This is a genomic window from Myxococcaceae bacterium JPH2, assembly GCA_016458225.1.
Taxonomy (GTDB): Bacteria; Myxococcota; Myxococcia; order Myxococcales; family Myxococcaceae; genus Citreicoccus.
Window position 1 is genome coordinate 127,551 of record JAEMGR010000028.1, and the last position, 19,770, is coordinate 147,320.

20 protein-coding genes and 2 pseudogenes are annotated in these 19,770 nt (G+C 68.7%); 12 read left to right on the forward strand and 10 right to left on the reverse strand.

The features are described from left to right. Together JGU66_29855 and JGU66_29860 are read right to left on the reverse strand one after the other, a co-directional pair. Window positions 1-2,238, reverse strand: a complete 2,238-nt coding sequence (locus JGU66_29855; protein ID MBJ6764990.1) for a peptidase S41 — start codon at window positions 2,236-2,238, stop codon at window positions 1-3. Between the two features lie 275 nt (window positions 2,239-2,513). After that, on the reverse strand, window positions 2,514-3,803 hold the full coding sequence (locus tag JGU66_29860) for a hypothetical protein (GenBank protein ID MBJ6764991.1): 1,290 nt from the start codon (window positions 3,801-3,803) through the stop codon (window positions 2,514-2,516). A gap of 214 nt (window positions 3,804-4,017) precedes the next feature. On the opposite strand from JGU66_29860, the gene JGU66_29865 reads away from it, so the two are divergent. Then, window positions 4,018-4,896 carry a YIP1 family protein gene (locus JGU66_29865; GenBank protein ID MBJ6764992.1) on the forward strand — a complete coding sequence of 293 codons (879 nt, stop codon included), beginning with the start codon at window positions 4,018-4,020 and terminating at the stop codon, window positions 4,894-4,896. 12 nt (window positions 4,897-4,908) lie between these two features. Here JGU66_29865 and JGU66_29870 read toward each other — a convergent pair whose 3' ends face one another. After that, window positions 4,909-5,787, reverse strand: a complete 879-nt coding sequence (locus JGU66_29870) for a LysR family transcriptional regulator (GenBank protein ID MBJ6764993.1) — start codon at window positions 5,785-5,787, stop codon at window positions 4,909-4,911. Between the two features lie 75 nt (window positions 5,788-5,862). Between JGU66_29870 and JGU66_29875 the strand changes: the two genes are divergently transcribed. From JGU66_29875 to JGU66_29905, 7 genes and pseudogenes are all read left to right on the forward strand, one after another. Further along, a complete protein-coding gene (locus JGU66_29875; protein ID MBJ6764994.1) occupies window positions 5,863-6,873 on the forward strand; it encodes an NAD(P)-dependent alcohol dehydrogenase in 1,011 nt (336 codons plus the stop codon). A 96-nt stretch (window positions 6,874-6,969) separates the two neighbouring features. After that, a complete protein-coding gene (locus JGU66_29880; protein MBJ6764995.1) occupies window positions 6,970-7,539 on the forward strand; it encodes a PH domain-containing protein in 570 nt (189 codons plus the stop codon). Continuing rightward, window positions 7,532-8,293, forward strand: a complete 762-nt coding sequence (locus tag JGU66_29885; GenBank protein MBJ6764996.1) for a PH domain-containing protein — start codon at window positions 7,532-7,534, stop codon at window positions 8,291-8,293. The genes JGU66_29880 and JGU66_29885 overlap by 8 nt, the downstream gene beginning before the upstream one ends. A 133-nt stretch (window positions 8,294-8,426) precedes the next feature. Then, window positions 8,427-8,858: pseudogene (locus JGU66_29890) on the forward strand (hypothetical protein). Window positions 8,859-8,972: 114 nt separating this feature from the next. Continuing rightward, window positions 8,973-9,794, forward strand: a complete 822-nt coding sequence (locus JGU66_29895; GenBank protein MBJ6764997.1) for a hypothetical protein — start codon at window positions 8,973-8,975, stop codon at window positions 9,792-9,794. 119 nt (window positions 9,795-9,913) lie between these two features. Beyond that, window positions 9,914-10,261 (forward strand): hypothetical protein, encoded by a 348-nt coding sequence (locus tag JGU66_29900; protein MBJ6764998.1) that lies wholly within the window; start codon window positions 9,914-9,916, stop codon window positions 10,259-10,261. A gap of 31 nt (window positions 10,262-10,292) precedes the next feature. Beyond that, a complete protein-coding gene (locus JGU66_29905) occupies window positions 10,293-10,541 on the forward strand; it encodes a hypothetical protein (protein MBJ6764999.1) in 249 nt (82 codons plus the stop codon). A gap of 35 nt (window positions 10,542-10,576) precedes the next feature. Here JGU66_29905 and JGU66_29910 read toward each other — a convergent pair whose 3' ends face one another. Further along, entirely contained in the window at window positions 10,577-10,807 is a 231-nt protein-coding gene (locus JGU66_29910) for a hypothetical protein (protein ID MBJ6765000.1), read from the reverse strand. Between the two features lie 193 nt (window positions 10,808-11,000). Next, window positions 11,001-11,573, reverse strand: a pseudogene (locus JGU66_29915) (hypothetical protein). A gap of 183 nt (window positions 11,574-11,756) precedes the next feature. Here JGU66_29915 and JGU66_29920 point away from each other — a divergent pair. Together JGU66_29920 and JGU66_29925 are read left to right on the forward strand one after the other, a co-directional pair. Then, window positions 11,757-12,659 (forward strand): LysR family transcriptional regulator, encoded by a 903-nt coding sequence (locus tag JGU66_29920; protein ID MBJ6765001.1) that lies wholly within the window; start codon window positions 11,757-11,759, stop codon window positions 12,657-12,659. 128 nt (window positions 12,660-12,787) lie between these two features. Continuing rightward, on the forward strand, window positions 12,788-13,234 hold the full coding sequence (locus JGU66_29925) for a DoxX family protein (GenBank protein MBJ6765002.1): 447 nt from the start codon (window positions 12,788-12,790) through the stop codon (window positions 13,232-13,234). 13 nt (window positions 13,235-13,247) lie between these two features. On the opposite strand, the gene JGU66_29930 is transcribed toward JGU66_29925, so the two are convergent. Genes JGU66_29930 through JGU66_29940 form a run of 3 tightly spaced genes read right to left on the reverse strand, consistent with a single transcriptional unit; the run spans window position 13,248 to window position 15,764 of the window. Next, window positions 13,248-13,913, reverse strand: a complete 666-nt coding sequence (locus tag JGU66_29930) for a phosphoribosyltransferase (GenBank protein ID MBJ6765003.1) — start codon at window positions 13,911-13,913, stop codon at window positions 13,248-13,250. A 51-nt stretch (window positions 13,914-13,964) separates the two neighbouring features. Beyond that, entirely contained in the window at window positions 13,965-15,305 is a 1,341-nt protein-coding gene (locus JGU66_29935) for a nicotinate phosphoribosyltransferase (GenBank protein MBJ6765004.1), read from the reverse strand. A gap of 9 nt (window positions 15,306-15,314) precedes the next feature. Next, on the reverse strand, window positions 15,315-15,764 hold the full coding sequence (locus JGU66_29940; protein ID MBJ6765005.1) for a thiol reductase thioredoxin: 450 nt from the start codon (window positions 15,762-15,764) through the stop codon (window positions 15,315-15,317). A 245-nt stretch (window positions 15,765-16,009) separates the two neighbouring features. Between JGU66_29940 and JGU66_29945 the strand changes: the two genes are divergently transcribed. After that, complete coding sequence (locus JGU66_29945; GenBank protein MBJ6765006.1) at window positions 16,010-17,038, forward strand: 2-hydroxyacid dehydrogenase; 1,029 nt, start codon at window positions 16,010-16,012, stop codon at window positions 17,036-17,038. A gap of 56 nt (window positions 17,039-17,094) precedes the next feature. After that, window positions 17,095-18,393 carry a universal stress protein gene (locus JGU66_29950; protein MBJ6765007.1) on the forward strand — a complete coding sequence of 433 codons (1,299 nt, stop codon included), beginning with the start codon at window positions 17,095-17,097 and terminating at the stop codon, window positions 18,391-18,393. Window positions 18,394-18,395: 2 nt separating this feature from the next. Here the strand turns inward: JGU66_29950 and JGU66_29955 are convergent, their stop codons facing one another. Beyond that, window positions 18,396-19,043: a hypothetical protein gene (locus JGU66_29955; protein ID MBJ6765008.1), complete on the reverse strand. Its 648-nt coding sequence runs from the start codon at window positions 19,041-19,043 to the stop codon at window positions 18,396-18,398. A 2-nt stretch (window positions 19,044-19,045) separates the two neighbouring features. Continuing rightward, on the reverse strand, window positions 19,046-19,708 hold the full coding sequence (locus tag JGU66_29960) for a metallophosphoesterase (GenBank protein ID MBJ6765009.1): 663 nt from the start codon (window positions 19,706-19,708) through the stop codon (window positions 19,046-19,048). Between the last annotated feature and the right edge of the window lie 62 nt (window positions 19,709-19,770).

Genomic DNA, 19,770 nt, shown 5'->3' on the forward strand with positions numbered 1-19,770 from the left:
TCAGTGGCCGGTGCGCAGGACCTCGATGGCGCGCAGCAACTCCACATCCGTCCCGGCGGCGAGGTCCGCGGCCGTGGGGAACACCTCGAAGTCCGGGACGATGCCCACGCCGTGGAAGCGCGAGCGGTCCGGGAAGAGTATCTCCATGCCCGTGAACAACGGGGTCACGCGTCCGGGCAGGAGCAGCTCGGTGATGTTCCCATTCGTCCCCGCGCTGCGGCGGCCAACGACCTTCACTCGATGGGCGGCGGTCAGCATCATCGAGAAGTTCTCCGCTGAGGAAATCGTATTGGGGCCCACCATGAGGACGATGGGGCCCGTATAGGAAGGGTTCGACAGCAGATCCAGCGGATACACTTCGTCTTGCCACCCGAACTCCCCGGGACCATTCCATACCGGGGTCCGGAAGATGGGCGTGAAGAACTCCGTCTGGATGAGTCGACTGGCCACCTCGTAACCATTGATGCCCGGGTAGCCGCGCATGTCTATCACCAGACCACTGGCGCCTTGCGCTGCGGTGAGGGCCGTCCGGAACTCCGCGATGGTAGTGATAATCTTGTTGGACAGATTGATGTAGTGCAATTCCGGCGCGCCGAGGTCCGCGAGGCTGCCCGCGGCTCTCCAAAATGGAGGGCCCAGCACCTGCTGTGGTTGAGGCTGGATCCGCACGAAGCGGGTGTTTCCTTCGACATCGCGCACCCCGAAGGTCTTGGGGCCGTTCATGCTCAGCAGCCGTCGCGAGGCGGCTTCTCGCTTCCAGCCCGGCGTCGCAGCCGAGACGGTCGCCATCTCCGTGGCCAACCACTCGGACATGGGTTGACCATCCATGCTCGTCAAAGTGTCTCCCGGGTGGAGGTCCGCCTGGACGGAGCGGCGGATGACCAGCTCTCCGGCCACATGCTCCAGCATGACACCGAAGTAGCCGGCCGGAACCGGCCGCTCCAATGGGAAGACGAATGCGTGGCCGTCGTTGAGGACCTCCGAGAATCGCTGGAGCAGTCGGACAATCTGGCTGAGCTGCGTGACGGGCACGGCATCCACCGTGGCGAGCGTCTCCATCAGGCGTCCATCAATGCCATCTCCCACAACGCTGAAGTAGGGAAAGAACAACCGCGTGGCGCCGTGCATGATGACGAGATCCGCCCGAGCGATGCCCGGCGAGGCCCCCGGCGGCGGCATGACTTCGAGAGGTATCCGCTCAAGTGGAGCGCTGCGCGCGACGGCGGCGGTGCGGTCCACAGGCGTGGGCGAACCCAGAAACGCGACGGCCTGGAGCGCTGGCGCGGATGCGAGGGATTCGGGACTGGCCGCGCCGGGGCCAAAGAAAGAGAGAGGTAGGTCGGCCGGAATGATGTCAGGGGCCGCCCCCGCCGAGTCCTCCAAGCGCGAGGTGCGCACGAGCATGCCCTTCGTTGCCACAGGCATCCACTTCGACTCGGCGACCGCCGTATGGACAGGTGAGCCCACGAGCCAGGCACGCCGAGCCATTCGCAGGTCCACGGCGAAATGGGCCGCGGCGGGGGCCAGCTTGGGGCCCGTGAGCAGCACGACTGGAAGCTCCGCCTGTCCTGTCGCGGCGTAAGGTTCGCGGGGGTGCAGGTCCACGGAGTTGGTGTAGGCGCGGTAGTCGTACTCGGGGGTCAGTTCGTCCGTCATCCCGACGTTGACGCGGACGCGCTCGGAGAGTCGCGCGACGGGCGCGGTGCTGACCGCGCCGATGGCTCGGGCCAGTGCATCCTCGAGGCCGGGGGCCGCCGGCAAGTCGCTCAGGTCGATGAGGGCGGCGCGGGCGTGCCGAGGCAGATGCAGCTCACCCGTGCCGGGGCGGATGACCGCGAGGGCGCCCACGGAGAGGACCTGGGCGGGGCGCAGTGTCTTGGATGACGCGTCCAGCGCGCAGGCCCCATCCACGGCGTCGGCGTAGCGACTCGTGGCGGCGTCCCAGTTGACGGGACCTCCCTCCAGCGCGCTGACCAGGGCCAGGTCCACGTCGGTGTAGCTGCGCCCCATGCCAAAGAAACGCACCTGGCCATGTGCGGCGGACATCGCGACGGGAGCCGGCAGCGTGGTGGTGGGACCGGCACGTCCGAAGTCGCACCAGTCTTTGGGGGATGGCTGGGATTGTCCCCAGGCGCCTCCACCTATCAGGGTGAGCAGCACGGTGGTGAGTCGATACTGCCGCTGGCCGCGACGCGCCAAGGCGGCGCCGCGAAAAGCGTGGCGACGGATGCTCGACATAAGTGGGGGCCTCCAGGGATTGATGGAAGGGTGCCTCAGGCCGGCTGCGCAATGAAAGCCCTGCGCGGCCATATCGCCACATGGCTGGATTTGTTGCTCAGACCGCAACGATGTTCAAACGGGGGCCGGGCAAAACAGCCAGAAATCGCCCGCCAATCCGTACAGGTCCTGAAGTGCCATTTTTTTGCAGCCATTTCTGTCGAGTTCAGGCACGCGAGCGTCGACCCGAGGAGGCGAAGCTCGCGGAATCTCACTGATGCGAGACGAGGCTCACGTCACCGACTGCAGAGTGTCCCCGCCGTCATGTTTCCGATGCAGCCACCGAAGTATTGATTGGGCGTGGTGGTCAAGTAGCCGCAGTTCTTCCAGTTGCAGGCATTGCCTTCGGCGTCGCCCCCGACAGATGTGCAGACACGCATGGGTGAGTTCGCCCCGCAGTCCGTTCCGGTGGTGGGAGACGCGGAGCATGCGTAGGCGTTGCCGCTGTAGCGCAGGTTGTCCTGGGTCCAGTAGTTGTGCGTGGGGGCTGTGATTCCAGGGCGGTTGGTCCATTGGCTCGCGGTGCTCGCCGTCCAGCCTGAGGCGCAGAGGGTGTTGCGATTGTCCCAGGTCACCGTGCCCGCGCAGCCCACGAGGTTGTCGCCGAAGACTTGCTCGTTGGTTCCATCGGCGCAGCCAGAGTCGGGAATGCAGAGCGCGCCAGCGGTGGTGCTTCCAGCACAGCCGCCGAAGTATTGATTCGGCGGCGGAAGGGAATTGAAGCCGCAGTTGCCCCAGCTGCAGGTGTTGCCTTCGGGGTCTGCGCCTGCGGCCTTGCAGACGTGCATGGATTGCCCCGTGCGGCAGCTCGTGCCGGTGGTGGTGCTTACGGAGCATGCGGACTCCGTGCCGGAGTACTTGAGGTTGTCCTGTGTCCAGTAGTGGTGCGTGGGAGTCGTGGCGCCTCGCAGATGGACCCACTCCGCGGCCGTCACCAGTCGATATCCCTGGGCGCACAGGAAGGCCCGATTCGCCCAGGTGGCCTTGCCCGCACAGCCGACCATTCCACCGGAGAAGGTCTGCTCGACGGAGCCGTCCGCGCAGCCTTTGGAGATACACAGTGTGCCGGCGGTCGTGTTGCCCACGCAGCCACCGTAGTACCGGTTGGGCGCAGCGGTGCCGTAGCCACAGTTTCTCCAGTTGCAGGTGTTGCCTTCCGGATCGCTCCCGGTAGCAGTGCACACCCGCATGGGGGTGTTCAGGCCGCAGCTCGTGCCGGCCGTCGGCGACACGGTGCATGACGTGGCGTTGCCGCTGTAGCGCAGGTCGTCGTGGGTCCAGTAGTCGTGAGTGGGCGCCGCCCCGTTGGCGCGCGCGTTCCATTCCATCGCAGTCGCTGGCAAGTAGCCCGCGCCACAGAGCGAGGCGCGCTGGTCCCACGTCACCTTGCCCGCGCACCCGACCATGCCGTTGGAGAAGGTCTGCTCGGTGGTGCCATCGGCACACGGACCACTGGCGGCCGTGTTGGACTCTCGCGTGACGTCCTCGGGTTCGGAGGTGAGTGGGACGTTGCATGCGACTGACATCAGCAAGGGGCCCAGCGTGAGCCTCGTCGCCAACGACCTGAACCCAGCGTGGGTCATCAACCGCTCCCCCGTGCGACATCCCGCTTCAGTGCGGGAAGGCGCGGGACTTGCCGTGAGTCGTGTTGGAGCGCCAGCGACGTGAGGGCGGGTGTCAAAGGTTGGATAGGTTCGAGCGCACGCCCTCCTTCACAGGTGTGAGATGCTGGGCGCCCCGATGGTCCTCTCCTGTCCCCAGTGTCAGTCCCCGTTCAAACCGGGGGCCTTGTCCTGTTCCGCGTGTGGCGTGTCGCTGGTGCTGCCCGCCTCGCCCGAGTCCGAGGCGCCTGTCTGTGCCATCCACCCGGAGCTGCGGGGACTGGGGGCGTGCTCGCGCTGTGGCTCCTTCGCGTGTGCCCAGTGTCTGCGCGCGAATCCGTCAGGTGCGGTGTTGTGCGTGCGGTGTCATGAGCGCGTGCCCTCGGGGCTGCTGCCGTGGGACCGCCGCGCCGAGCTGGGGACGCTGAAGGCCTATGGGCAGACGTGCCTGGCCATGCTGATGCGGCCCGTGGCGACGCTCGAGAACGCGCGGCCCACCGGCCCCATCTTGGACTCGCTCCTGTTCATGGTGTTCAGCGTGCTCTTGGGCACGCTCTCCACGGGAGTGGTCATGGTCGCGTTCATGGCGGTCTTGCCGTCAATCCCCTTGGACCCCTCCGTCAACGCGAACGCGGCGCGCAGCGTGTGGACGATCGTCTCGGTGTTCATGCTGGTGGGCGTGCCGCTGTTCACCCTGATGCTTCATGTCGTCAATGCGTGCCTGGACCACTTGATCTTGAAGCTCGCGGGGACGACGCATCCCCTGGCGGTGACGATACGGGCGAGCGCGCTCTCCCAGGCGCCCTACATCGTGGGCGTGATTCCCTTCATTGGCTCGTACTCGGCGCCTGTCTGGGCCATCGGGCTGCGCGTGGTGACGTACCGCAAGTTGCATGGGGTGAGCTGGGGCTCGGCCGCAGTGGGCGCGCTGGCCGTCCCTGTGCTGTCGTGCTGCCTCTGTGGTGGCAGCTATGCGGCCGCGCTGTTCGCGGTGGGGTTCATGGCGAACCGGCACTGAGCCTCGTGTAAGTCAGCGGGGCGGCGCGAGCACCTCGGCCAGCCACTCGAGGACCGCGCCCACGCGGGCGTTGTGGCGCAGGTCCTGGTGCGTGACGGCCCACATCTCACGGACGGGCAGGCCCGGCGCGCGAGGCAGCACGTTCACCAGCCGCGAGTCGCTGCTCGCCAACAGGTCCGAGAGCATGGCGAGCCCATGGCCCGCCGCGCAGGCCGCCATGATCACCATGGTGTTGCTGGCTCGCACGGCGACGCGACCGTGTGGCGCGTGTTGCCGCCGCCAGGTCTCGTGCGGCGTGCCCGCCAGCGTGGCGTCGGGGGTCACCCACTCGTGCTGCGCCAGCGCTCGCACGGAGGTGGGGCGGCCTCGTCGCGCGAAGTACGCCTCGCTGCCATAGACGCCGAAGGAGAGCGGCGTGAGCTTCCGGACGATGAGCGAGGGCTCCCGGGGGCGGACGACGCGCACGGCCACGTCCGCCTCGCGCCGGGAGAGGTCCAGCACCTGGGTGGTCGCGTGCAGCTCCACCTCCAGGTCCGGGTGTCGCGCGCGCAGGGACGTCAGCCGAGGGGCCAGCACGCAGGTCGCGAGGCCATCGCCCGCGGTGAGGCGCACCTGTCCGGCCACGCGCTGGTCCTCGCCCGTCAGCTCGCGCTCGGACGCGAGCACCTCCGCCTCCACGCGCTCGGCGTGCCCGCGGAGCCGCTGGCCGGCCTCGGTGAGCACGAGCCCACTCGGCGTGCGCCGCAGCAGCTTGACCCCGAGCGCGGACTCCAGCGCGGTGAGGCGCCGCCCCATGGTGGTGGCGGCCACGCGCAGCGCTCTCCCGGCCGCCGCGTGGCTGCCGTGTCGGTGCACGGCGAGGAAGTACCGAAGGTCATCCCATTCCAACATGCCGTGCATTCTTGCACGGTGAAGCTGCGGAATCGTTCGTTCTCGCAGGGGCAGGAAGTCGGCAGATTGAGGCCCATGAAAACGTACGAGCTGAACGCCGGAGTGTCGTGGGATGCGTTGACGTTGACCGAGCGGCCCCTGCCGGAGCCGGGCCCTCATGAAGTCCGGCTGCGGATGCGAGCGGTGTCGCTGAACTACCGGGACCTGGCCATCCTCCAGGGCACCTACGGAAACTTCGCGCGCCCGTTGGTGCCTGTCTCGGATGGCGTGGGTGAGGTCGAGGCGGTGGGGGCCCAGGTGCGCCGCTTCAAGCGGGGGGACCGGGTGATTCCCCTGTACGTGCCCGGCTGGCTGCGCGGACGCCCGACGGAGGAAGGGATGCGCCGCAAGCTGGGCGGCCCGCAGGATGGCCTGCTGCGTGAGTACGCCTGCGTCCACGAGGACGAGGCGGTCGCCGCGCCGGCCCACCTGTCGGATGAAGAGGCGGCGACGCTGCCCATCGCGGGCGTGACGGCGTGGCATGCCCTGTTCACCGAAGGCCGCGTGGCTCCCGGAGACGTGGTGGTGGTGCAGGGCACGGGCGGCGTGTCGCTGTATGCCTTGCAGCTCGCGAGGATGGCGGGCGCGAGCGTCGTGGTGACGTCGCGCAGCCCGGAGAAGTTGGAGCGGGCCGTCGCGCTGGGGGCGACGCACGGCGTCCTCACGCGCGGCGCTCCGGACTGGGAGGCCCGTGTGCTGGAGCTCACCGGAGGCCAGGGCGCGGACCACGTGGTGGATGTGGTGGGCGGAGAGAGCGTCGAGCGCTCCATCCGGGCGGCTCGGATGGGCGGCACGGTGTCCCTGGTCGGCTTCCTCGCCAGCAGGGCGGTGCAGTTCGACCTGGCGCTGGCCCTGCGCAAGGTCGTGCGGCTCCAGGCCGTGTCGACTGGGAGTCGCGAGGACCTGGAGGCGCTCGCGCGGGCGCTCGCCGAGCACCGCGTGCACCCCGTGGTGGACCGCGTGTTTCCATTCGCGGAGGTGGTCGCGGCGCTCCGTCACCTGGAGAGCGGGGCGCAGTTTGGCAAGGTGGTCGTTCGCATCCCCTGAAGGGAATGGCACGACAGTGAACCCCGCCCACCCACGCGCGGGACGCAATGGGAGGCGTCCGGTGGCGTAGGCTGGCGGGGAGGACGCGCTCCGCTCATGCCCTTGCATCCCGTTCCTGTTGCTTCGACTCCCGCCCCCGCGCCCGCCGGTCTCAGACTTCCGGCGGTGCTTCGGCCCCACTCCAGCCTGTTCACGTACTACGTGCTCTCGGCGTTGCTCTCGGGGCCGGCGTTGCCCCTGGTCCTGGTGTACCTGTACTTCCGCTTCCACACCCTCCGCTACGAACTCGATGAAGAGGGGCTCACCATGCGGTGGGGCATCCTCTTCCGGCGCGAGGTGTCCCTCACCTACGCGCGCCTCCAAGACATCCACCTGACGAGCAACGTGGTGGAGCGCTGGCTGGGGCTGGGGCGCGTGCAACTCCAGACGGCGAGCGGCAGCTCCGAGGCGGAGGTGACCATCGAGGGGCTGCGCGAGTTCGAGGCGATGCGCGACTTTCTCTATGGACGCATGCGCGGCGCGAAGGAGCATGTGCCCCCCGCCTCGGCGCCCGTGGCGCTGACGGACAGCGCACGCCTCGCGGAGGCGCTGCGCGAGGTGGCCGCCGAGGTGCGGGCCTTGCGCGCGGAACTCGATGCTCGGGCTCGGGGAGGCCGCGATGTCTGAGGCGCCACGCTCCTGGCTCATGCGGACGTTGAAGGTCCCGCCCACGCCGCAGCCTCCGGGCGGCGCGTCGGGCTCGCTGCGCATCTTCCGCGCGGCGCGCCCCTTCTACTTCTACAAATGCTTCCTCTGGGCCGCGCGTCAGCTCGGCGCGCTGGTGGGCCTGTGCGTGGGCTTCATCTTCGTGGAGAGGGTGTTGCCGCGCCTCACGTATGCGCCGGCGGCCTGGGGGCTGCGGCTGGTGGAGGGCGCCGTGTGGGTGGCCTACTTCGCCCAGGTCCCCGTCACCCTCGCGGTGCTGCGGCTCGACTTCGAGCTGCGCTGGTACATGGTGACCGACCGCAGCCTCCGCGTGCGAGAGGGAATCCTGCACCTGCGTGAGAAGACGATGACGTTCGCCAACGTCCAGGAGGTCTCCATCTCGCAAGGGCCGCTCCAGCGCCTGCTCGGCATCGCGGACGTGCGGGTGCGGTCCGCGGGCGGCGGTTCCCGAGGCCCCTCGCACGAAGCCGGGGCCACCACGGAGAGCGCGCACGAGGCCTACTTCCGAGGTGTCTCCGACGCGGCCGCCATTCGCGATGTCATCCGCGACCGGGTGCGCCAATACCGAGACACGGGACTCGGAGACCTCGATGCCCCGGCGCCCGTCGCGCTCGCGCCGCGGGTGGAAGCGGTCGCCAGCCCACTGGAGGCCGCCCACGCGCTGCTGACCGAGGTGCGAGGGCTCCGCCAATCCCTCACACCGCCCCGAGGCTGAGCGTCGGCGCGAGGGCGGCTCGTGTCTCCCGCGCGAGAAGTGCGATGCTGGCGGACCTTCCGCCATGATGACCGCCCCGCGCCCCGTCCCGACCGAGTCTCCCGCCGCGCCTGTCTCTCCCTCCGCCGTGAGCGCGCCGCTGCCCGCCGCGCGCCTCATGGCGCACGCCGCCGCGTGGCTCATGCTGCTGGGGTTGCTCACCGGCGGCTATGTGTCCTCCGCCATGACAGGCAAGGTGCCCGCGGACCCGCACATGGCCCTGGCCGCGCACCTCAATGCGCTGATGGGCACCTTCTTCCTGTTGGGCGTGGCATGGACGCTGCCCATGCTGCGCTATGGCGCCCAAGGCCAGCACCGCCTTGCCTGGGCGCTCATCGTGGCCAACTTCTCCAACTGGGCGGTCACGTGTGTGAAGGCGTGGCTCCGCGTGTCTGGAGTCGACCTGCTCGGCCAGCCCGCCAACGACGCCATCTTCCTGGGGCTCACCGTCAGCGTGGTGCTGCCGTCACTCCTCGCGGCGGGTGCGTGGGTGTATGGTTTCCGACGCCCAAATGTTGAGCAGTGAAAAGTTCGGCTTTATCTGATTTTTAAGATATTTCCAGTTCAAGTATGTCCATGGCCCTCTCCAACCCGTTGCCGGAGCTCGGCCCGCGGTGCGAGCCCACGACAGAGGTGCCTCATGGTGACTGTCGAGCTGGATATCTTCTCGGGACGTCCCAATCCCCGCTGGACGCTGTCTCGGAAGGAAGCCAACGCGCTGGCCGAGCGTGTGCGTGCGGACCCGTCGCTGCTGTTGCCGATGGACGCGGACACGGGGGGATTGGGTTATCGCGGCTTCATCCTGACGGTGCAGGACACGCCTGACGCGGAAGGGTGGATGCGCGCGGGGCTGCCGTCTCGGGTGCGGCTGGGTGGGCGCTTCCAGCCGGGGGCCATCGAGAGTTCCGCGTTCCTCCTGCACACGTCCGAGAACTCGCGGCTGGACCTGCGGGACCCGGGCGAGGTGCTGGGCGTGGCCGAGGAGGGCATCACGATGTCGTCGGAGGTGCAGGGCCTCTACACGGCCTGCGCGACGTCCTATTACACCACCGATACGGACTTCACGTTCTGGAACGCGTCGTCCTACCTGACGTACAACAATTGCTACAACTACGCGAGCAACAGCCGCACCAACACCTTCGCGCAGCCGGGGCGCGCGTCGGGCTCGATCTACAGTTCATTGACGTGCGCGAACGTCGGGGCGGCGGCGCAGCGAGATGGTTGGCAGACGGCGTGTCGCGCGGACAACAACCTCAATGTCTGTCTGGTCATCTGGCCGAACACGGACTACCACTGGTATCGGCTGGCCGCGAACGGGCACTGGTGTCACAAGCCGGGGCAGACGGCCGCGCGCAACTACGACAACAGCCTGAAGTTGATCACCAACGTCGAGACGTGCGACCGCGGTGGCTACACGACGTTCTGTGGCTACTACCGCGGCTTCAATCTCACGGTGTCGTGAGGAGGGGACTCGTGGCGCGCGCGCTGTGGGTGGTGCTCTGCGGAGCGGGAATCTGGGGCTGTGCGGCGGGGGGCACGCAGGATGGGCCCGCGCCGGCGCGGTCGGAACGGAGCGAGGTCATGTCGCCAGGGCGCGTGAGCGTGGACATGTTCAGCGGCCGGGAGCCACCCGCCTGGGCGCTGACGGCGGACGAGGCCCAGGCCGCGCGGGAGTTGGTGACGTCGTTGCCGGTGGGGACCCAGCGGATGCCCGACGTGGGGCTGGGGTACCGAGGCTTCGACGTGGCGTGGGCGGATGGCGCGCACGCGAAGGTGTACCGCGACGTGGTGGTGCTCTCGCAGGGCGAGCGCACGGTGCTGTACCAGGACGCGGGGCGGAAGATGGAGCAGTGGCTGCTGTCCGGCGCGAGGTCGCATCTGGCGCCGGAGTTGTTCGTGGCCTTGGAGTCACAGGTTCAGTCGCCGTAGCAACGCAAGCGTTCATCTGCAGGAGGAACCCATGGTTGGAGACTCGTCGAACCGCCGTACGTTCCTGAAGGCGATGGGCCTCACCGCCGCCTCCTCGTTGCTGCCGGTCGGGCTGGGCGCGAGCGTGGCGGGAGCCGCCGCGGTGCCCAGTGGCTTGGGCTCATTGGAGGCGTGGCTCCTGGACACGGGCATCGCCTCGATGGAGGCCGGCGTCTACGTGGCCGCGCGCCAGGAGCTGGGCTCCCTGCTCTCGGCTCGCGGTGAGTCGCTGCCGTACTGAGGTGAGTCTCAAGGCGGGGCACGGAATGTGTCGTGCTACTCGCGCTTCAGGATGACGCCATCGTCTCCGATGGCGTAGCTGGCGCCGACGTCCAGGGCGACCGGTTCGAGCCCGCAGCGCGTGTCCTCCTTCGGGGTGAAGTGGATGAACGTCATCGCTTCGCCCCGCTGGACCCAGGCGTCGAAGCTCTCGATGCGATAGAGGCACTGCGTGACTGCGTCCGCGGACTTCGGAGGCTTGCTTCCGGGAGGGCGAAAGTCATCCATGGCGATGCGGAGTGCAGCCAGGGCAGGGCCCTCGACCGTGAGCGCCGGCTCAGGCGACCATTGCGGGAACTCGATTCTCGCTGTGACTTCGGGCGGAGCTATGGGAGCCGCTCGATGGAAGTGACCGCAACCCGATGCGAGCCAGATGCCTGCGAGAGAGACCAGGGATGTGCGCCTCGCCATGGAGACCTCTCTACTCGCCCAGCAAGTCATTCGTGACACGCCGGAGTTGGATGAACTTCCCATCTCGGAGTTGATAGACGGTTCGTTCTTGGAAGTCGTACAGATACACCGCGCAGATGGGATTGAACATCAAGCGAAAGTAGAACCGCTGCCGGCGGGCTTGCAGGTCTTCGGGCGAGAAGCGAGTGATGGATGGGTGGCTGTGTTAGTCCGCATAGATCGCGGCGATTCTGGCGTTGGGGTCGCTGACGAGATTGGGGGGATAGCAGCCCTTGCGCCCGTTGGGGAGCGGCAGGTCAGGGCCAGACGTCGAGGGAAAGCTGGCGTAGAAGGCGGCGCCGCCGTCGCGCTGATAGATGGCTCCGCAGTACTCCTGGCCTTCTCTGCGATTGCCTGCGGTGGCTCCATTCATCTCTCGGACTGTTTCACACAGCCTCGGTGAGAGTTCCGAGAGGCTGTCAAAGGGGCCAATCATGGGACCCGCGACAACGATGCGGCTTTGCTCATCTCGCCAGAATCGCTCGTTACTCCCAGCGCATGCGATGACGAGCGAGAATGGGAGCGCCCACCTCAGAATGTGCATCGGCTCTCCGAGAGAGGGCTCGATGAAGCCCCGTTTTGAAAGCGTAGGGTGCTCGCACAGGGGGCAAGGACCCATGCCTGGCGAGACTGCACCAAACTGGACACAACGGTTCGGGTCAGGAAGCGTCGTCGGAGCTTGAGGGAGGCGTGGGCAGGTTGCTCGGGACGTGGCAGCGTGCGCGGCGTGAGTGAGCCCCTCTTCGATGATCTCCTGGGATTGGCCTGCTTCGCGCGCGTCGTCGAGCATCGCTCGTTCTCTCGCGCGGCCACGGTGCTGGGCGTGTCCAAGTCCGTGGTCAGCAGTCGCGTGTCTCGCCTGGAGACTCGCGTGGGTGAACGCTTGCTCATCCGCACCACCCGCAAGCTGAGCGTCACCGATGCGGGCCTGAAGGTGTATTCCCATGTCTCGCGCATGCTTCAGGAGGCGGGCGCGGCCACTCGCGGCGCTTCAGATGCCGAGCGGGGCACGCTTCGGCTCAATGCTCCCGTCAGCTTCGCGCAGATGTATCTGGCCGCTCCGCTGGCTCGCTTCCTGGCCGCCCATCCGCACACCACCGTCGAGGTCTCGCTGAGCGACCGACTCGTGGACCTCGTCGAGGAGCGGGTGGATGTGGCGCTGCGCATCTCTCGACTTCGAGACTCCAGCCTCGTGGCGCGCCGGCTCGCGAGTACCGCGCTGCACGTCTGCGCCTCCCCCGCGTACCTGAAGCGCCGGGGAACTCCCGAGCGCCCCGAGGACCTGCTCCACCATGACTGCCTTCGCTACTCCCACCTGCGCATGCAGGACGAGTGGCGCTTCTATGGCCCCGAAGGTCGCATCCCCATCCCGGTGTCTGGGCCGCTCGCCGCGGGCAATGGCTCGATGCTCCGGGAAGCGGTCGCGCACGGCGTGGGCCTTGCCGTGCTTCCTCGCTTCATGGTCGCTGAGGACTTGCGCAGCGGTCGGCTCGTCACGGTGCTCGATGACTTCGCGCCTCGCCCCGTGAGCATCTATGCCGTGCACGCCTCTGGCCGTGCTCCGGCGCCGCGGGTTCGCGCGCTCCTGGATGTCCTCGCGGCGGAGTTCCGCGTCGCGCCTTGGGCCTGAGCGACGCTCATTGTTCTTTCCCCAGAACAATTCGTTCGCCACGCATGCCTTCCGAAGTCGCGGTGTCCGGCGCATTTCCTGTCGTGAGGGAGAGGCCTTCTCTCCCACCCTCTTCAGGAGCCCATGCCATGAGCCGCACCGATTCCTTCCTTGCCCCCACCGTCGCCCCTGCCGCCGCCGCCGCGTTGCTGCGAGGGGCGCTGGGCGCCGTGTTCCTCGCGCATGCCTACGCCAAGCTGTTCCTGTTCACCTTGCCGGGTACCGCGCAGTTCTTCGAGGCGCATGGCTTCCCGGGCTGGACCGCCTACCCCGTGTTCATCGTGGAGTTGCTCGGAGGACTCGCGCTGCTCGCGGGCTTTCGCACGCGGTGGGTCGCGCTCGGCCTGATTCCGGTGATGCTGGGCGCCCTGAAGCCTCACCTGGGCAATGGCTGGATGTTCTCCAGCGCGGGCGGAGGCTGGGAGTACGTCGCTTTCCTCATCGTCGCGCTCGCGGCGCAGGCGCTGCTGGGGAGCGGCCTGTACTCGCTCGATGCGATGGCCGGCAAGACTTCCGCTGCGCCTCGCACGGCGTGAGTGTCCGCGTGGCTCAGGTCGCGGAGGGCCCGGCGGTCGGCTGGGCCTGATGGGCTCGGTCGAGCAGCAGGGTCACCTCCCCGTCGCTCACGGGGCGGAAGTCGTTGTACCAGGCGCCGATGGCCCACAGGTTCGTGGGTTCTCGCACGCTGACGACGGCGTCCACCTCCGCGCGCAGGGCCGCTGCGGTCTCCGCGGAGGCTACGGGCGCCGCCAGCACGAGCACTCGGGGACCCAGTCGGCTCAGGGCCAGGATGGCGGCCCTCGCCGTGCTCCCCGTGGCGAGCCCGTCATCGACGAGCAGCACCGTACGCCCGCGCACCTGGGGGAGGGAACGTCCATCGCGGTAGCGCTGGACCCGGCGCTCCAACTCGCGCTTCTCGCTCTCCAACACCGCTCGCGCTTCGTCCGGTTGCACGTCATTCATCTGGAGGACCTCGCGGTTGAGGTAGACGGAACCGCCCTCCGAGATGGCGCCCATCGCCAGCTCGGGCTGCCACGGGACGCCCAGCTTGCGCACGCCGAGCACATCCAGCGGGAGCCCCAGAGCCGTTGCCACCTCGTAGCCCACCACCACGCCGCCGCGCGGCAGGGCCAACACCACCGTGTCCGCGTCCGCGAACGCCCCCAGTCTCCGCGCCAGGAGCTGGCCCGCTTCATGTCGGTCTTGGAAGTGCATCTGCGCTCTCCTCGGCCCTCGCGCCACGTCGGACGTGAGGCGTCTCTCCATTCATGGCGCGGTGGCCCAGGCCGCCTCCAGTTGCGCGAGGGCTTGAGACAGCGCCGGTGCCACGTGCACCGGATAGGGCGGTCGCGCGGGTGTCAGTTCCAGGAGTCGAGGGGGCAGCGTGGCGACCTCATGGTGCGCATGCGCCTGGATGTCGATGAGCGGCGGTGACGCTCCGGGCAGTCGCTTCCCCGCGCGCATCATGGGCCGCAGCAGCGGTCGTCCGGCGGCCTCGTGGTCGCGACGGGTGAGGGTGTCGAGCCTCGCGTGCCCGTCCTCTTCCAGCCGGAACACCTGCTTGCGGCCGGGATAGAGCACCTTCGCGGTGGACAGCTTGGTGCGATCTCTGCCCGCGTAGGTCACCAGCTTGTAGGCCATGTCGAGCGTGGGCGCGTCCTTCGACACACCCATCGCTGTTCCTACGCCGAAGGCATCGATGGGCGCGCCGTTCTCCACCAGCAGCGCCACGCTGTCCTCATCCAACCCACCGCTCGCCACCACCTGGATGCGCGTGAGTCCGGCGTCGTCGAGGATGCACCGCGCGTCTCGAGACAGCGTGAGCAGATCGCCCGAGTCCAGGCGGACAGCTCGAACGTGGAAGGACTCGCCCTGCTCCTGCGCGAGGCGCACCACGTGCCGCACGCCGCGCAGGGTGTCGTAGGTGTCCACGAGCAACGTGGCCTCGGGGTAGCGCCGCGTGAAGGCTCGGAAGGCCTCGCGCTCATCCTCGTGGGCCTGCACGTAGCTGTGCGCCAAGGTGCCGGAGAGCGGGAGGCCATAGCGCCAGCCCGCCGCGACGTTGGAGGTCGCCACCACGCCCGCGATGAAGGCCGCGCGCGCCACCTTCATGCCCGCGTCGATGCCGTGCATGCGCCTCAGGCCAAAGTCCACCACGGGCCGTCCCGCTGCGGCCTGCACCACGCGCGAGGCCTTCGAGGCCGCCATCGTCTGGAGATGAAGCTGATTGATGAGCACCGTCTCCACGAGCTGGGCCACGGGCAGCGGCGCGGTGACTTCCAGCAGGGGCTCCTCCGCGAAGACGGGCGTGCCCTCGGGCACCGCGTCCACGTCTCCGGTGAAGCGGAAGTGCTCCAGCCAGTCGAGGAGGCGCCGCGAGAACAGGCCGCGCGCGTCCAACCACTCCAGCGCCGCGCTCCCGAAGCGCAGGTGCTCCAGATAGTCGAGCGCGTCCTCGAGTCCCGCCGCCAGCAGGTAGTTGCGGCGCGGGGGCAGCACTCGGACGAAGAGGCTGAAGGTGGCGGAGGCTTCCATTCCCTCGGCGAGGTAGGCGTCCGCCATCGTCAGTTCATACAGGTCCAGCAGCAGCGCGGTGTCTTCCTCCATGGGACTCCTTCATGCGGTGGCTCCAGCCGCGCCCCCTTGCGTCGCGGAGGCCACCCAGCGCTCCAGGTCCGGGCGGGGCAGCACGCCACTGCGGCGCGCCACCTCGCGACCTCCCGCGTACACGATGAACGTGGGGATGCCGCGCACGTTCAGCTCCGAGCCCGCGGCGGGGTGGGCCTCCGTGTTGAGCTTGAGCACGAGCAGCTTGCCGGGATTCGCTCGGCCGACCTCGTCGAGGATGGGGCCCGCCACGCGACAGGGGCCACACCAGGGGGCCCACAGGTCGAGCAGCACCGGCACCGGTGAGGACGCGATGGCTCGGTGCAGTCCGTCGCCGTCCACCTCTTGCGGCGCTCCGGACAGGTCGAGCGGTCGCTGACAGCGACCACACGTGGGAGCGCCTGGCGGGGGAGGCTCGGGGACGCGGTTGAACGCACCACAGGCGGCGCAGCGGAACATGGTCACCTCCGACAGGGCCCTCCACGGGGGGAGGGGCCCTTGTAATTGAAGATAGGGCGTGCTCGGCCGAATGGCCTGTTCCCGCGTCCTTGGAGCGGGACGGCGCGGTGGCTCGGGGCCCCGCTCGGTGTCTCGCTTGGCGTGACCGCGCTAGGGTGTGCAGGTTTTCCGCGCCCGGCCTGATGGGGTCGGCCCACGGGCCTCTCGCCGCACGGTCGCGGAGGTCGCCAGACAGGAGAGCGTGTATGCGATTGGCTGTCTTCGATACCCACCGCTTCGACCGCGCCGCGCTGGAAGAGGCCAACGCGGGCTTCGGCCATGAGCTCACGTTCTTCGCTCCCCGGCTGGAGCCGCAGACCGCGCGGCTGGCCGAGGGCTTCCCCGCGGTGTGCTCCTTCGTCAACGACAAGGTGAGCGCGGAAGCGCTCGAGGTCTTGAAGCAGGGCGGCGTGCGGCTCATCGCGACGCGCTCCGCGGGCTACAACCACATCGACCTGGTGGCGGCGGAGCGCCTGGGCATCCGCGTGGCGCGCGTGCCGGCGTATTCGCCCAACGCGGTGGCGGAGTACGCAGTGGCCCTGGTGCTGTCGCTGGTGCGCCACATCCCCCGCGCGTCCGTGCGCGTGCGCGATTGGAACTTCTCGCTCGATGGGTTGGTGGGGGTCGACCTCCATGCGCGGACGGTGGGCATCGTAGGGACGGGCCGCATCGGCCGCGTGGCGGCGCGCATCTTCCGCGGCTTCGGCTGCCGAGTGCTCTGCTACGACGTGAAGCCGGATCCGGAGTGGGAGCGCGAGCTGGGGGTGCGCTTCGCTCCGCTGGATACCGTCTTCGCGGAGTCGGACATCCTCAGCCTGCATGTGCCGCTGACGCCGAGCACCCATCACATGGTGAATGCCGACGCGCTGGCTCGGATGAAGCGCGGGGTGGTGCTCGTCAACACGGGGCGCGGGGCGCTCATCGACAGTCGCGCGCTGCTCAATGCGCTGAAGTCCGGCCACGTCGGCGCCGCGGGACTGGATGTGTATGAAGAAGAAGAGGGCATCTTCTTCGAGGACCTCTCTGGGCAGGTGCTCCAGGACGACGTGCTGGCGCGGCTGCTCACCTTCCCCAACGTCCTCGTCACCGCGCATCAGGCCTTCCTCACCCGCGAGGCGTTGAACAACATCGCGGCCACGACGCTCGGCAACGTGCGGGCCTTCGAGCGGGGTGAGCCGCTCGACAACGAGGTCCGCGCCGAGGAGGTGCTGCGCGCCGCATCCCCCGCGCGCTGAGGGGCTGACTTCTCGCGAGGTGGCCTGCTGCCTCGCTGTCTCGAACTGGAGGCGTCATGTCGCTGGTCTGTGCCACCAACTTCTCCGATACCGCCGTGCGTGCGTCCACTGCCGCGGCGGAGCTGGCCCGACGGATGGGCGAGCCGATGCAGCTCGTGCATGTGCTCAACCCGGACTCGGCCCGCGCCTTTGGTCGCCCCTTCTTCGAGGCGGCGGAGGGCGCGCTGGCGGGCGAGGTGAAGCGCTTGCGCGCGCTGGGCGCGACCGTGGAGGGACAGCTGCTCACGGGAGAGCCGGCCGCGGTGCTGGATGCCCACGCGCGCGAGCAGCAGGCGTCGTTGGTGGTGACCTCGGGGCCCAGCAAGGAGGCACCGTTCCTGGGCGTGGGTGGGACGGTGGACAGGTTGGCGCAGACGCTCAGCGTGCCCTTGCTCGTGGTGCGCGACGCCGCGCCGTTCGAGGCGTGGGTGCGTGGTGAGCGTCCGCTGCGCGTGATGTTGGGCGTGGACCGCTCGCTCCCCTTCGAGGCCGCGCGAGACTGGGTGCGCGCGCTGCGGCGGTGGGGCGCGGTGGAGGTGGTGGGCGGGCGTGTGGCGTGGGCGGATGAGGAGTACCAACGCCTGGGGCTGCCGCGCTCGCCTGTGTTCGGCGAGCTGACGCCCGAGCTGCGGCGCGCGCTGGAGCGCGAGACGGTCGCGCTGCTCGCGCCGTTGGGGGAGGGTGGGGCGCCGCCGTCCTTCATGTTGGAGGAGGGGCTTGGGCGCATCGCGGACCACCTGGTGGCGCTGGCGGAGCGGGAGAAGGTGGACCTGCTCGTGGTGGGCGCGCATCACCGCCGAGCGTTCGGGAGGTTGTGGAGCGTGTCGTTCCACGCAGTGCGGCTGGCGCCCATGTCGGTGGCGTGCGTGCCCACGCTGGCCGCCACGGGTGCGGTGGATGCGGCGCTGCCTGAGTTCCAAGAGGTGTTGGTGTCGACGGACTTCTCCGTGACGGGCAATCGCGCGGTCGCCTATGCCTGTGGGCTGGCGAAGCCGGGCGGCACGGTGCGCCTGCTGCACGTCGCGGACAAGGCGCCATCGCCCGAGCAGGAGGCCGCGCTGCGCCAGCAATTGCAGGCCCTGGTGCCGAGCACCACCGAGAGCAGCGGCCGGCGCGTCGTGCTGGAAGTGCTCACCGGCCGCGATGTGGCGGCCACGGTGCTTCAGGCCGCCGAGCGGTTCGGAGTGGACGCGGTGGTGCTGGGCTCACGAGGGCGCTCGGGGCTGAAGCGCGCGGTGCTCGGCTCGGTGACGCAGCAGGTGATGCTGCACGCGACGCGTCCCGTGCTCGTCGTGAATCCACCCACGGGGGGATGAGGTCAGCGGTTCACGGGGAGGTTCAGGAACTCGAACTGGACCTTCGCGCCATCCGGGAGATGGGAGATCTGCCGGGCAACGTGCGCAAGGAAGCTCACGTGCTCCAGTGCGCTGATGGCGCGGATGCTGATCGCTGCAGGGTCGGCCTTGGCCCAGAGTGGCGGGGAGCAGTTCAAGAGCTTCCCCGGCTCAAGCGTGTGGCCGTCCTTGCGGAAGCGGGTCAGCACCCACGCGTCGAGGAGTCCCTCCGGGGCCTGTGAGGTTTGCGCGAGGAACGCGAGGAGTCCGATCCCCAGCGGTTCGACCTTGCCCCAGTGGGCCGACAGTTGAAGGACCTGTCCGTCACGCAAGAGGTACTGATTGCCCACGCTGTCTTGCCCGAAGGGGATGTCTCGCGCGTCGACGGCGGGGAACAGCTTCGCGAGCGAGTGCTCACCCTTCCACGCTGCTTCCAGCGAGTGCCACTCGGGCACATTCCCCACGCCGCGAAGGTGGAACGCGCCATGGAACGCGATGAAGCCGTTCACCTGCGTGAGCCCGTTGCGGAGGTCCTCGGGCAGCTCGTTGAGGATCTCCGCGTCGTCCTGGACGGGCTCGCCCAGGTAGGTCACGTCGGTGAGTTGGAGAACGGGGACGTCGTCATCGCTCATGCTCAGGAGTCTACGTCCACGTAGGAGTGCTTCGCGCGCACGGAATAGAAGCGGCCCTCGGGCAGCACGTAGGCCGTGAGTTTCCCCCCGTAGACGCACCCCGAGTCCAGCCCCAAGGCATAGGGGTGCTTCTGGAGTCCGCGCATCGCATCGTGGCCGAAGATGATCAGCTCCGGTCCCGGCCACCAGCTCGCCCAGGGCTCGCCGTCGTCCACGCGCTTCGAGGGCGTCCCGTCCTTCGCGATGCTGCGCAGGTTCAACAGGCTGTCCTCGGGCTGCTTCTCCAGCGGGATGCCCGGCACCACGCCGCCGTGCACCGCGATGACGTTCAGGTCGGGGAAGCGCCGGTAGGCGGGCAGGGACTCCAGATAGGCCCAGTCCTCGGCGCACAGCGTGTCCACCACTTGCTGGTGCTCGGGCTTGAGCTTCTTGCCCGGTATCACGCGGCCCGAGTGCCAGCGCAGCACATGCGCGTCGTGGTTGCCCCTCACCGCGAGGAATCCACTCTCGCGCGCCCGCCGAATCACCCCCGCGGAGTCCGGGCCCTTGGCCACGAGGTCGCCCACCAGCACCACGCGGTCGCTGGGCTGCCAGTTGCACTCGGCCAACAGGGCGTCCAGCTCCCGAGCACAGCCGTGGACATCTCCGATGAAGAGCGTTCGCATTGCGTCCCTCCCTTTAGTTCGCTCCGAGCCCGAGGAGGGAGGACTTCCTCTCGCTGTGACAC

Bases quoted from the DNA above. Each gene is read 5' to 3' on its own strand.
- JGU66_29855 (MBJ6764990.1), bottom strand. From the start codon at position 2,238: ATGTCGAGCATCCGTCGCCACGCTTTTCGCGGCGCCGCCTTGGCGCGT.
- JGU66_29860 (MBJ6764991.1), bottom strand. From the start codon at position 3,803: ATGTCAGTCGCATGCAACGTCCCACTCACCTCCGAACCCGAGGACGTC.
- JGU66_29865 (MBJ6764992.1), top strand. From the start codon at position 4,018: ATGGTCCTCTCCTGTCCCCAGTGTCAGTCCCCGTTCAAACCGGGGGCC.
- JGU66_29870 (MBJ6764993.1), bottom strand. From the start codon at position 5,787: ATGTTGGAATGGGATGACCTTCGGTACTTCCTCGCCGTGCACCGACAC.
- JGU66_29875 (MBJ6764994.1), top strand. From the start codon at position 5,863: ATGAAAACGTACGAGCTGAACGCCGGAGTGTCGTGGGATGCGTTGACG.
- JGU66_29880 (MBJ6764995.1), top strand. From the start codon at position 6,970: ATGCCCTTGCATCCCGTTCCTGTTGCTTCGACTCCCGCCCCCGCGCCC.
- JGU66_29885 (MBJ6764996.1), top strand. From the start codon at position 7,532: ATGTCTGAGGCGCCACGCTCCTGGCTCATGCGGACGTTGAAGGTCCCG.
- JGU66_29895 (MBJ6764997.1), top strand. From the start codon at position 8,973: ATGGTGACTGTCGAGCTGGATATCTTCTCGGGACGTCCCAATCCCCGC.
- JGU66_29900 (MBJ6764998.1), top strand. From the start codon at position 9,914: ATGTCGCCAGGGCGCGTGAGCGTGGACATGTTCAGCGGCCGGGAGCCA.
- JGU66_29905 (MBJ6764999.1), top strand. From the start codon at position 10,293: ATGGTTGGAGACTCGTCGAACCGCCGTACGTTCCTGAAGGCGATGGGC.
- JGU66_29910 (MBJ6765000.1), bottom strand. From the start codon at position 10,807: ATGGATGACTTTCGCCCTCCCGGAAGCAAGCCTCCGAAGTCCGCGGAC.
- JGU66_29925 (MBJ6765002.1), top strand. From the start codon at position 12,788: ATGAGCCGCACCGATTCCTTCCTTGCCCCCACCGTCGCCCCTGCCGCC.
- JGU66_29930 (MBJ6765003.1), bottom strand. From the start codon at position 13,913: ATGCACTTCCAAGACCGACATGAAGCGGGCCAGCTCCTGGCGCGGAGA.
- JGU66_29935 (MBJ6765004.1), bottom strand. From the start codon at position 15,305: ATGGAGGAAGACACCGCGCTGCTGCTGGACCTGTATGAACTGACGATG.
- JGU66_29940 (MBJ6765005.1), bottom strand. From the start codon at position 15,764: ATGTTCCGCTGCGCCGCCTGTGGTGCGTTCAACCGCGTCCCCGAGCCT.
- JGU66_29945 (MBJ6765006.1), top strand. From the start codon at position 16,010: ATGCGATTGGCTGTCTTCGATACCCACCGCTTCGACCGCGCCGCGCTG.
- JGU66_29950 (MBJ6765007.1), top strand. From the start codon at position 17,095: ATGTCGCTGGTCTGTGCCACCAACTTCTCCGATACCGCCGTGCGTGCG.
- JGU66_29955 (MBJ6765008.1), bottom strand. From the start codon at position 19,043: ATGAGCGATGACGACGTCCCCGTTCTCCAACTCACCGACGTGACCTAC.
- JGU66_29960 (MBJ6765009.1), bottom strand. From the start codon at position 19,708: ATGCGAACGCTCTTCATCGGAGATGTCCACGGCTGTGCTCGGGAGCTG.